At 65.6% G+C, this 11,413-nt stretch carries 10 protein-coding genes; all 10 read left to right on the top strand.

Translation table 11 applies throughout. The features are described from left to right. Positions 1-352 precede the first annotated feature (352 nt). The 10 genes from F8S13_27450 (at position 353) to F8S13_27405 (ending at position 11,075) form a co-directional block, all read left to right on the top strand. Complete coding sequence (locus F8S13_27450; protein KAB8139617.1) at positions 353-1,138, top strand: HAD-IIA family hydrolase; 786 nt, start codon at positions 353-355, stop codon at positions 1,136-1,138. Beyond that, positions 1,135-1,353 carry a hypothetical protein gene (locus tag F8S13_27445; protein KAB8139616.1) on the top strand — a complete coding sequence of 73 codons (219 nt, stop codon included), beginning with the start codon at positions 1,135-1,137 and terminating at the stop codon, positions 1,351-1,353. The genes F8S13_27450 and F8S13_27445 overlap by 4 nt, the downstream gene beginning before the upstream one ends. Before the next feature lie 39 nt (positions 1,354-1,392). Next, a complete protein-coding gene (locus F8S13_27440) occupies positions 1,393-2,505 on the top strand; it encodes a glycosyltransferase family 4 protein (GenBank protein ID KAB8139618.1) in 1,113 nt (370 codons plus the stop codon). Positions 2,506-2,876: 371 nt separating this feature from the next. Beyond that, entirely contained in the window at positions 2,877-4,034 is a 1,158-nt protein-coding gene (gene coxB, locus F8S13_27435; GenBank protein ID KAB8139615.1) for a cytochrome c oxidase subunit II, read from the top strand. Positions 4,035-4,073: 39 nt separating this feature from the next. Next, complete coding sequence (gene ctaD / locus F8S13_27430) at positions 4,074-6,008, top strand: cytochrome c oxidase subunit I (GenBank protein KAB8139614.1); 1,935 nt, start codon at positions 4,074-4,076, stop codon at positions 6,006-6,008. 54 nt (positions 6,009-6,062) lie between these two features. Continuing rightward, positions 6,063-6,686 (top strand): cytochrome oxidase subunit III, encoded by a 624-nt coding sequence (locus F8S13_27425; protein KAB8139613.1) that lies wholly within the window; start codon positions 6,063-6,065, stop codon positions 6,684-6,686. Between the two features lie 32 nt (positions 6,687-6,718). After that, positions 6,719-7,057 carry a cytochrome C oxidase subunit IV family protein gene (locus tag F8S13_27420; GenBank protein KAB8139612.1) on the top strand — a complete coding sequence of 113 codons (339 nt, stop codon included), beginning with the start codon at positions 6,719-6,721 and terminating at the stop codon, positions 7,055-7,057. A gap of 51 nt (positions 7,058-7,108) precedes the next feature. Beyond that, positions 7,109-7,924: a cytochrome c oxidase assembly protein gene (locus F8S13_27415; GenBank protein ID KAB8139611.1), complete on the top strand. Its 816-nt coding sequence runs from the start codon at positions 7,109-7,111 to the stop codon at positions 7,922-7,924. Between the two features lie 454 nt (positions 7,925-8,378). After that, positions 8,379-9,914 carry a sugar transferase gene (locus tag F8S13_27410; GenBank protein KAB8139610.1) on the top strand — a complete coding sequence of 512 codons (1,536 nt, stop codon included), beginning with the start codon at positions 8,379-8,381 and terminating at the stop codon, positions 9,912-9,914. Positions 9,915-10,124: 210 nt separating this feature from the next. Continuing rightward, a complete protein-coding gene (locus F8S13_27405; GenBank protein KAB8139609.1) occupies positions 10,125-11,075 on the top strand; it encodes an SDR family oxidoreductase in 951 nt (316 codons plus the stop codon). The last annotated feature ends 338 nt before the right edge of the window (positions 11,076-11,413 follow it).

Below are 11,413 nucleotides of genomic sequence, written 5' to 3'. Positions count from 1 at the left end.
ATGGCAGTGCAGCTTGTTCACCCTGGCCATCGCGTGGCAAAACCGCCAGCACGCGTTCGGTCTATCCATGCCCGTTCGCTGGAAAGTGTACTTCTGACACTTCCCAAAAGTGACACCATGTGAGGGGTTACATCCCTACGCGGGGTTGCTAGGGGCTGGCCCCGAGCCGCCGCCCGCGCGGGGCCGCTACCCACCTCCCCCGCCGCACCCACATCGCGTATCCAGATGATGCACATCATCACAAAGTGCAAACGGCTTACGCCGTAGGCCCAATCGCCCGCGCCGCTGAAACAAGCCATGGTACAATCGCCCCCAGCCGCGCAACGGTTGCGCGGGCAGATGGGACAACACAATGGCAATACCCGCCTACGACGGCTACATCTTCGATCTCGACGGCACGATCTACCTGGGCGACGCCGCGCTGCCCGGCGCGGTCGAGACTCTGGCCACGCTCAGGGCGGCTGGCCGCAAGATCGCCTTCCTCTCCAACAACCCCACCCACACCCGCGAGGCCTACGTGCAGCGGCTGCGGCGGCTGGGCGTCGACGCCAGCATCGACCAGATCATCAACTCCTCGCTGGTGATGACGCGCTGGCTGCTGCGCGAGGCCCCCGGCGCGCGCCTGTTCGTGATCGGCGAGCAGCCCCTGATCGACGAGCTGGTGGCAGCCGGGTTCGCGCTCAGCGAGCGGGCGGGCGAGATCGACGTGGTGGTGGCCTCGTTCGACCGCACCTTCACCTACCACAAGCTGCAGGTCGCCTTCGATGCCATCCGCGCCGGGGCGCGCTTGGTGGCCACCAACGCCGACCGCTACTGCCCCGTGCCGGGCGGCGGCCAGCCCGACGCCGCCGCGATCATCGCCGCGATCGAGGCCTGCACCAGCACCCGCATCGAGCAGGTGGTGGGCAAGCCCTCTCCTATCACCGTGGCCGAGGTCGCGGCGCTGCTGCAGCTGCCGCTTGAACGCTGCATCATGGTGGGCGACAGGCTGGAGACCGACGTGGCCATGGGCGTGCGCGCCGGTATGGCCTCGGCCCTGGTGCTTACCGGCGCGACGCCGCGCGCGGCCCTGGACGGATCGGACATCCGGCCCGACTATGTGCTGGATACTATCGCACCCCTTGCGGAGGCCCTATGAGCACCAGCCCCGACCCCGAGTACGTGCGCCACAGCATCCCGCTGATCTTCGATGTGCCCGCCGCCCGCGCCGACCGCCCGCTGACGGTGGATATGCTGCAGGCCGCCACCAGCCGGATCATCGAGCTGATCGAGAAGGACGAGCGGCTGCAGGCCCTGCTGCGGCGCAGCAAGATCGAGTGGGGCGTCGGCGAGGGCAGCTGGGAGCGCGAGTAGCGCCGCCCGCACAGCAGAACAAGGAGCCACATGACCCCGCTGCATATCGGCATCGACGCCTCGCGCATGGCGGTGGCGGCGCGCACCGGCACCGAGCACTACACCTACGAGCTGCTGGCCGCGCTGGCCCAGCGCGATACCCGCAGCCGCTACACGCTCTACTGCAACCAGATGCCCGCCGCGCTGCCGCCGCTGGGCAGCAACTTTGCGCTGCGCCGCATCCCCTTCCCGCGCCTGTGGACGCACGCCCGCCTGAGCGGCGAGCTGCTGGCGCGCGCCCCCGACGTGCTGTTCGTGCCCGCGCACGTGGTGCCGCTGGGCGCGCCCGCGCTGCGCCGCACGCGCACCGTCGTCACCATCCACGACATGGGCTACATCCACTTCCCCGAGGCCCACGCGCGGGCGCACCGCCTGTACCTGCGGCTCTCCACGGCCTGGAGCGCCCGCGTGGCCAGCCATGTGATCGCGATCTCGGGCGCGACACGGGATGACCTGGTGCGCCACGCCCGCGTGCCCGCCGAGAAGATCCAGGTGGTGCACCACGGCGTCGCGCCGCGCTTCCGGCCCTGCCCGCCCGAGGCGGTGGCCCAGGCCCGCGAGCGCCACGGGCTGGCGGGCGCGCCCTATGTGCTGTTTGTGGGCACCGTGCAGCCCCGCAAGAACTTGGAGCGGCTGATCGAGGCCTTCGCGGCGCTGGGCGAGGCCGAGCGCGCCGGGGCGCGGCTGGCGATCGCGGGCAAGCTGGGCTGGCTTACCCAGGCGATCGAGCAGAAGGCCGCCGCGCTGGGCGTGGCCGAGCACATCCGCTTCCTGGGCTATGTGCCGGATGCCGATGTGCCCGCGCTGCTCACCGGGGCTGCGGCCTTCGCCTTCCCCTCGCTCTACGAGGGCTTCGGCATGCCTGTGCTGGAGGCCATGGCCTGCGGCACGCCGGTGCTCACATCCACCACATCCTCGCTGCCCGAGGTGGCGGGCGACGCCGCGCTGCTGGTCGACCCGCGCGACACCGCCGCGATCACGGCGGGGCTGGCCCGCCTGCTGGGCGACGCCGCGCTGCGCGCCGATCTGGCCGCGCGCGGCATGCGGCGGGCCGCCCAGTTCACCTGGGACGCATGCGCCCGCGCCACCCTGCCCATCCTGCTGGGGGCGTAGGCCGCTGCTGCCGTGGCGAAAGTTGCAATGGCGCAACCTTTGTCACGGCGGCGTTCAGCCGATACTCATTCGGCGGCGCTGGCGGTTCGGTGGTAGAATATCTCTAAAGCTCGCGAAATAACCCACTCTAATCACATGAGCGCCTGCTCAGCACATTGACGATACGCAGAATCTCAGTATAATAGATTGCGTAACTTTTCACGTAGTATTCACGCAGGGTTAATGTTCCCTGCGGGTGGTACACACTACACACATCGTGGTAGGAATATTGATACTCCAACGTGGTAGGCGCTAAGCCTGGTGGAAGCGATATCTGCGCCACCTTGTAGCTCCTGCTGCCGTCTTCGCTGCTCCCCTAGTTAGGAGGCTTCATGCCAAGTCGTCGTTCCATCTGGCGCGCTGTGCAGGTGAGCGGGGTACTCATCGCTGGCGCACTCGCCCTGGCGGCCTGCGGTGCCGACAAGCCCATGTCAACCCTGGATACGCACGGCACCCACGCCGAGAACATCCTGGCCCTGCTTACCCCGATCGCATGGGCCGCGCTGGCGGTGTTCGTGGTGGTGGAAGGTATCCTGGTCTACGCGATCTGGAAGTTCCGCGCGCGCAAGAATGATGCGATGCCCGCCCAGATCCACGGCAACACCACGATCGAGATCGCCTGGACCATCGCGCCAGCGCTGATCGTGCTGGTGATCGCGGTGCTGACCTTCCGCACCCAGGCGGTCAACTCGCGGATGGACCCGACCGCGCTGCGGATCCAGGCGGTAGGCCACCAGTGGTGGTTCGAGTTCAAGTACCCCGATCAGTCGATCGTGACCTCGGGCGATCTCTACATCCCGGTGGGCCGCGATGTGACGGTGCAGCTGGATGGCGTGGATGTGATCCACAACTTCTGGATCCCCAAGCTGGCCGGCAAGACCTACATGATCCCCGGCAACACCAACTACCTCTCGTTCAAGGCCACCAACGAGGGCGTCTACCGTGGCCAGTGCGCCGAGTTCTGCGGCGAGGCCCACGCGCTCATGCGCTTCCGCGTGATCGCGGTGCAGCCGGATGTGTTCGACCGCTGGATCGCCGCGCACACCAGCACCCCGGCGGCGGCATCCACCCAGCCCTACGCTGGCCCCGAGGCCTTCCCGAACACCCAGGAGAAGTATGTGCCGCATATGCCTGCCTTCCCGCAGGGCGCGTACACCGGCGTGGGCACAGGCGGCGTGGCCTCCAACGGCTACACCGTGTTCGAGAAGAAATGCGCTGTCTGCCACATGATCAACGACAACCCCAAGGCCAAGGGCGTGACTGGCCCCAACCTGACCTACCTGGGCGACCGCACCACCCTGGCGGCGGGCCTGCTGCCCAACAATAGCGGCAACCTGTACAGCTGGCTCTACGACCCCAGCATGATCAAGCCGGGGAACATCATGGGCGGCACGGTGAAGCCCGGCTACCTGACGGATCAGGAGATCAAAGACCTGATCGCCTACCTGGAAGGCCAGAAGACCAACATCCCCCTGCCGCAAGCGCGCTAGCACCCGAAGGCATAACGGGCAAGCATTTTTGGAGGCACCATGGCAACAGTTGAGCGCCCGCTGCAACGGCCAGTCGGCATTCCGCAGGCGTCTGCCGCGCCCTCGGGCTGGCTAAGCTGGTTCAGCACCGTCGATCACAAGAAGATCGGCATCATGTACATGCTCTCGGCATTTGTGTTCTTCATCATCGGCGGCATCGAGGCGCTGCTGATGCGCATCCAGCTGGGCACGCCGAACAACACGTTCCTTTCGCCCGATGTCTACAACCAGCTCATGACCATGCACGGCACCACCATGGTGTTCCTGGCCGTCATGCCGCTGAACGTGGGCCTGGGCAACTATATCGTGCCGCTGATGATCGGCGCGCGCGACATGGCCTTCCCGCGCATGAACGCGCTCTCGATCTGGCTGTTCATCCTGGGCGGCCTGATGCTCTACTCCAGCTTCATCCTGGGCGGCGCGCCCAACGCTGGCTGGTTCGCCTACGCCCCGCTCACCGAGAAGGGGCCGACGCTCTCGGCCACCCACGGTATGGACTACTGGATCTTGGGCCTGACCCTCACCGGCGTGGCCTCGATCGCGGGCGCGGTGAACTTCATCGTCACCATCCTGAACATGCGCGCGCCGGGCATGAAGATCAACCGCATGCCGCTGTTCGCGTGGGCGCAGCTGGTCACGCAGTTCATCGTGATCTTCGCCTTCCCGTCGCTGACGGTGGCCCAGGTGTTCCTGCTGTTCGACCGCAACTTCGGCACCCGCTTCTTCCTGGCCAACGAGGGCGGCGACCCGATGCTGTGGCTGCACCTGTTCTGGTTCTTCGGCCACCCCGAGGTCTACATCCTCATCCTGCCGGTGTTCGGCATCGTCTCCGAGGTGCTGCCGGTGTTCTCGCGCAAGCCGATCTTTGGCTACGCGTTTATCGCCTACTCCACCGTGGCCATCGGCTTCCTGGGCTTCCTGGTGTGGGCGCACCACATGTTCGGCACCGGCCTTGGCCCGATGGTGGACGCCTTCTTCTCGGGCGCGTCCATGCTGATCGCCATCCCCACTGGCGTGAAGATCTTCAACTGGATCGCCACGATCTACCGCGGCTCGATCCAGATGAAGGCGGCCATGTACTACGCGCTTGGCTTCATCGCCATGTTCGTGATCGGCGGCATCTCGGGTATCACCCTGGCCTCGCCGCCCGTCGATCTGCAGCAGACCGACTCGTACTACGTGGTGGCGCACTTCCACTACGTGCTGTTCGGCGGCGCGATCTTCGGTATCTTTGCGGGCACCTTCTACTGGTTCCCCAAGTTCACCGGGCGCTACCTGAACGAGACTCTGGGTAAGGTGCAGTTCTGGATCTTGCTGATCGGCTTCAACCTGACCTTCGGCCCCATGCACGAGCTGGGCACCCAGGGCATGCCGCGCCGCATCTACACCTACGAGGCCGGCATGGGCTGGGATTTCTGGAACATGGTGCAGACGGTGGCCTCGTTCGGTATCGCGATCGCGGTGGCGCTGTTCATGTGGAACATGATCGTCAGCCTGCGCTCGGGCCAGCGCGCCACCAACGACCCGTGGGACGGCGCGACGCTAGAGTGGGCGACGGCCTCGCCGCCCCCGGCCTACAACTTCGCCTCCACGCCCACCGTGCACAGCCGCCGCCCGCTGTGGGACAGCAAGTACCCTGACCTGGATGTGGCCCACAGCCCCACCACCAAGCCGGTGAAGCGCCGAGAGCTGGCCCCGCTCGATCTAGAGGAACTGAACCGGCCTGTCGAGCCGGGTAGCATCCACCTGCCCTCGCCCACCTTCGCGCCGCTGTACGTGGCCATCGCGCTGTGCGTGGTGTTCTACGGCATCCTGTACCTCTCCACCGCCGCCATCCCCAGCGTGATCGCGATCGTGGTGGGCCTTGGCTTCTTCGCCTTTGGCGTGACGGTGTGGCTGCGCGCCGCCGACCGCGACAACGCGTCGGCCCACTAGCGCCCCGATCTAACCCGTGGGGCGCACCAGCGCCCCACGCCGATGGAGTAACCTATGAGCGAACTGACCACAGCCCACGCGCCAGCCGCCCATGGCTCGGCCCACGGCGAGACATCCCTGGGCGTGGATAGCCGCAAGCTCGGCATCTGGGCCTTCCTTGGGTCGGAGACGATGTTCTTCGGCGCGCTGATCGTGACCTACTTGATCTACAAGCCGGTGAACGCGGCCCGCTCGGATGCGCAGCTGCCCCACGAGATGCTGGGCATCAACTTCACCGCGCTGCTGGCCGCCATCCTGCTGGCATCCAGCCTCACCATGGTGCTCTCGCTGGCCAGCATCCGCAAGAACGACCAGAAGTGGTTCACTATCTGGCTTGCCGCCACCGCCGGGCTGGGCCTGTGCTTCCTGGGCGGGCAGGTGTACGAGTTCACCCATCTCTACCACGAGGGCCTGACACTCAGCAGCTCGCTGCTGGGCACCACCTTCTTTGTGCTCACCGGCTTCCACGGCACCCACGTGGCCATCGGCGTGGCCTGGCTGCTGAGCGTGCTGTTCCGCAGCCGCACCCTGGGCTACAATGTCGCCGAGCACATGGATGTGGAGCTGGTGGGCCTGTACTGGCACTTCGTCGACCTGGTGTGGGTGGCGGTGTTCACCCTGATCTATCTGCTTCCGTAGCCTCCGCTGCGGCTCACATGGGAGGTTCTGCTATGGCGCATACCGATGCAACGCCCGCCCACGCCGCCCACGGCGAGGAGGCCCACGAGGATCACACCGGCCTCTACTGGCTGGTGGCCGCGATCCTGGCGATCGTCACCATCGTCGAGGTGTTCTGGCCCTTCATCGGGCTGGGCCACACGGCGGTGATCGGCGGCCTGATCGCGCTGATGGTGCTGAAGGGCACCATGGTGGTGATGTGGTTCATGCACATGAAGGGCGATAGGAACATCTTCAAGTTCGTGTTCCTCGCGCCGTTTACCCTGGCGGTGCTGTTCGTGCTGGCCTTCCTGGCGCTGTTCTCGGGCACCCACCCCGGCATCGCAGGCTAGCTGGCGCACCGCTCGCCGCCCCTCGGCGGCACGACCTGAAGGATAGGGCCTATGTATATCTGGAACTGGGAGCCGCAGCTGGTGCTGGGCCTGATCATGCAGGCCAGCGCCTACCTGCTGTGTGTGGGGCCGCTGCGCCGGTTCTTCCCCGGCTCGGCGCCGGTGCCGATCAGCCAGCAGTATATCTTTCTGCTGGGCGTGCTCTCGCTGTTTGTGGCGCTGGTGTCGCCGCTCGATCACCTGGGCGATGCCTACCTGCTGACCGGGCACATGATCCAGCACCTGCTGATTACCCTGGTGGGGCCGCCGCTGCTGCTGCTGGGCACGCCGCGCTGGCTGCTGCGCCCGATCGTGGAGCTGCCGATCGTGCGCGCGATCAGCCTGCCGGTGGGCCGCGTGCTGACGCACCCGGTGTTCGCGTTCTTCGCGTTCAACGTGGTCTACTGGATCTGGCACGTGCCGCGCTACTACGAGGCCGCGCTGCAGAGCCAGCCGATCCATATCCTAGAGCACATGAGCTTTATGGCCACGGCGGTGCTCACGTGGTGGCCGGTGTTCAGCCCGCTGGATGAGTTCCCGGCGCTGCACCAGGGCACCCGCGTGCTCTACCTGTTCTTCGAGTCGGTGCCGCCGACCCTGCTGGGCGCGATGATCACCTTCGCCAAGGAGCCGCTCTACCCGACCTACGCCGCCGCGCCCCGGATCTGGGGCCTGAGCGTGATGGAGGATCAGACGCTGGGCGGGCTGATCATGTGGGTGCCGGGCGGGCTGGTGTTCTTCGTGGTGCTCACGGTGATCTTCTTCCGCTGGTTTGGCCGCGACGACGACGACTACTGGGAGTACGACGCCGCGCCCGAGGGCGCGTAGCCCCAGGCCCACAGCGGTCTCCGACGGAGGGTACCTCGTGTATCCTCCGTTTTTGTTTTTCTGCGGGCGCTCGGCAGAACCTGCCGCCCGATGCGCTGCTGGCGGCCCGAAGCTTGCCCATGGGAGCAGGGCGCTGGTATTGCCATCATTGAAGCTCTGGACGATGCATGTGGCGTTCCCCATTGCAGCGGCATTGCCAGCATCACCACCGCGCCTGATGCCCACACTGATATTCGCCGCCGCGCCTCAACACCTGGGGCGGCAAAACGCCCAGTAGATCTTTTGGCATTTGATGGTACAATAGCGCCAATCTAAACCATGACAGAAACGCAGCTTTTCAATGGCATAGCCGGGCCACAGGCCTGCTTTGTACCCACCAGCGCCACGCGGCGCGCACCAGCGGCCTGCCTCCGCCAGGGCCGTGTTTGCGCATGGGCACAAGATGCCAGATGAGATGAGAGACGCGATGGAAACACAGAGACAGCCGAGTCTTGCCAGCACGACGACCGCGCGCCTGCTACAGGCCCGCGCCCTGCGCGCCCACATGCGCCAGTGGGCGCGGCAGACGGGGATGATGGCGATTGATGCGCTGTTCATTCTGATCAGCTTTGCCTTTGCCTACCAGATGCGCTACGACTGGGACTGGCCCACCCCCTTCAACTGGGTGGTTCGCGAGGTGCAGGCCCAGAACTATGTGTCGTTCTTCCGCTTCATACCGCTGGCCGGGCTGATGGTGGTGCTGCTGCTGGTGCTCTTCACCATGAAGGGCCTCTACCGCCAGCCCCGCTCGGCCAGCCTGATGGATCACGCCAGCATCATCGCCAGCGGCACCACCACGGCGGTGGCGGCCATGATCGTGTTCGTGTTTCTCTGGTCGTCCACCCAGTTCTACTCGCGCCTGATCTTCGCCTTCGCCTGGGCGGCTAGCATCGTGCTGCTCACGGCCTGGCGCGGCATCGCGCTGGGCGTGCAGCGCTGGCAGTGGACGCGGGGCGTGGGCCGCGAGCCGGTGCTGGTGGTGGGCGGCTCGGGGCTGGCCTGGCGCGTGATGGAGGGCCTGGTGGCCCAGCCCTACCTGGGCTATGCCCTGCTGGGCTACCTAGACGACGGCCCCACCCCCGGCACCCAGCGCCCCAACGGCCACTTCCGCCACCTGGGCCAGGTCGATGGCCTGCGCGAGCTGCTCAAGCGCCAGCAGGTGTCCCAGGTCATCCTGGCGCTGCCCTTCTGGGAGCACAGCCGCCTGCCCGAGCTGGTGCAGATCTGCCGCGAGTTCGGGGTGGAGTTCCGGCTCGCCCCCGACCTGTACGAGCTGAGCTACGACCGCGTGGACTTTGGCAATGTGGGCGGCATCCCGCTGATCGGCCTGAAGGAGGTCTCGCTGCAGGGCGTCAACCTGCTGATCAAGCGCGCCATCGATATCGGCCTCATCCTGCTGGCCTCGCCGGTCATCCTGCTGGTCAGCGGGCTGTGCGCCCTGGCCATCCGCCGCGACTCGCCGGGGCCGGTGATCTTCCGACAGGTGCGCGTGGGCAAGGGCGGCAAGCCCTTCGTGTGCTATAAGTTCCGCACTATGGTGCCCAACGCCGAGGAGCTGAAGGCCAAGCTGGCCGCGCAGAACGAGGCCGATGGCCCGATCTTCAAGATCAAGAACGACCCGCGCCTCACGCGCTTTGGCCGCTTCCTGCGCCGCACCAGCCTGGATGAGCTGCCGCAGTTTTGGAACATCCTGCGCGGCGAGATGAGCATCGTGGGGCCGCGCCCGCCCACGCCCGACGAGGTCTCGCGCTATGAGCCGTGGCACCGCCGCCGCCTGGAGGTGACGCCCGGCCTCACCGGTCTCTGGCAGGTGCTGGGCCGCAGCGACACCTCGTTCGACGAGATGGTGCGCCTCGACATCTACTATGCCGAGAACTGGTCGCCTGGCATGGATGTGCGCATCATCCTGCAGACCGTGCCGGTGGTGCTCTCGGCCAAGGGCGCGTACTAGCGCCTCGCTCCTCGCCTTCTCCCACACATCCCCGCCTGCGGAGGGTGCTGCACGCCCCTCCGCCTTCTCGCCAGGGGAATTCCCTAGTTGCGCAGCGTAGCCGATCTGCATAAGATGTCAGGGTGGCAGCGCCATGCCCCGCGCCTCGGCCAGCCGCGTGCCAGCGCGACGGGTGCCGCTGTTTTTAATCGATGACAAAGGAGCTTTTCCATGCGTGTTCTGATTACTGGTGGAGCGGGTTTTCTTGGCTCGCACCTGTGCGATCGTTTCCTCGCCGAGGGCCACAGTGTTATCGCGATGGACAATCTGATCACCGGCGCGACCGACAATATCGCCCATCTGGCCGGGAATCCGAACTTCACCTTCATCAAGCACGACGTCACCAACTATATCTTTATCGAGGGCGCGCTCGACGCCATCCTGCACTTTGCCTCGCCCGCCTCGCCGGTGGACTACCTGGAGCTGCCCATCCAGACCCTGAAGGTGGGCGCGCTGGGCACCCACAAGGTGCTGGGCCTAGCCAAGGACAAGAAGGCCCGCATCCTGCTGGCATCCACATCCGAGGTCTATGGCGACCCGCAGGTGCACCCCCAGCGCGAGACCTACTACGGCCACGTGAACACCATCGGCGTGCGCGGCGTGTACGACGAGGCCAAGCGCTTCGCCGAGGCGATGACCATGGCCTACCACCGCTATCACGGCGTCGAGACGCGGATCGTGCGTATCTTCAACACCTACGGCCCGCGTATGCGCCTGCGCGATGGCCGCGTGGTGCCCAACTTCATCGCCCAGGCCCTGCGCGGCGAGCCGCTCACATGCTACGGCGATGGCCTGCAGACGCGCTCGTTCCAGTATGTGGATGATCTGGTCGAGGGTATCTACCGCCTGCTGCTCTCGGATGAGGTGGAGCCGGTGAATATCGGCAACCCCGGCGAGTATACGATCAAGGATTTCGCTGAGGTGATCAACAAGTTGACCGACAACCCCGGCGGGATCGTGTACAAGGACATGCGCACGCAGGATGACCCGCAGGTGCGCCAGCCCGACATCACCAAGGCCAAGAGCGTGCTCGGCTGGGAGCCGAAGGTCGACATCGAGGAGGGCCTGCGCCGCACCATCCCGTGGTTTCGCGACGAGCTGAAGCGCCTGGGCCAGCTCTAGCTGCGGGGGCGGGGAAACCGCTTTACCACCAAGACACCAAGGCTCTAAGGGAAAAGAACCCTTTGAGGCCTTGGTGTTTTTTTATGGGCTGTAGTGGGTGTATGCGTTGATAATGATATATACGGATCTGAGGAGAATGTACGGCGATAGGTCTATGATAGTTCTATTACGTTGGAAAATATCTGGGATGATATGAAGGACGCTTGTTATAGCTATGTATCCTGGGATAAGATAATAAAATATGGTGTAGATTGATAGAATGTCGCGTAGATTGACGGAAGGGCAGGGGGAAGTGGCGGAAGGGCAGGGGGAAGTGGCGGAAGGGCAGGGGGAAGTGA

Source organism: Chloroflexia bacterium SDU3-3, from assembly GCA_009268125.1.
Lineage (GTDB): Bacteria > Chloroflexota > Chloroflexia > Chloroflexales > Roseiflexaceae > SDU3-3.
This window is presented reverse-complemented; position numbering and strand designations above follow the sequence as displayed.

Excerpts from the sequence above, each read along its gene's own strand:
- F8S13_27450 (KAB8139617.1), top strand. The coding sequence starts at position 353 with ATGGCAATACCCGCCTACGACGGCTACATCTTCGATCTCGACGGCACG.
- F8S13_27445 (KAB8139616.1), top strand. The coding sequence starts at position 1,135 with ATGAGCACCAGCCCCGACCCCGAGTACGTGCGCCACAGCATCCCGCTG.
- coxB (KAB8139615.1), top strand. The coding sequence starts at position 2,877 with ATGCCAAGTCGTCGTTCCATCTGGCGCGCTGTGCAGGTGAGCGGGGTA.
- ctaD (KAB8139614.1), top strand. The coding sequence starts at position 4,074 with ATGGCAACAGTTGAGCGCCCGCTGCAACGGCCAGTCGGCATTCCGCAG.
- F8S13_27425 (KAB8139613.1), top strand. The coding sequence starts at position 6,063 with ATGAGCGAACTGACCACAGCCCACGCGCCAGCCGCCCATGGCTCGGCC.
- F8S13_27420 (KAB8139612.1), top strand. The coding sequence starts at position 6,719 with ATGGCGCATACCGATGCAACGCCCGCCCACGCCGCCCACGGCGAGGAG.
- F8S13_27415 (KAB8139611.1), top strand. The coding sequence starts at position 7,109 with ATGTATATCTGGAACTGGGAGCCGCAGCTGGTGCTGGGCCTGATCATG.
- F8S13_27410 (KAB8139610.1), top strand. The coding sequence starts at position 8,379 with ATGAGAGACGCGATGGAAACACAGAGACAGCCGAGTCTTGCCAGCACG.
- F8S13_27405 (KAB8139609.1), top strand. The coding sequence starts at position 10,125 with ATGCGTGTTCTGATTACTGGTGGAGCGGGTTTTCTTGGCTCGCACCTG.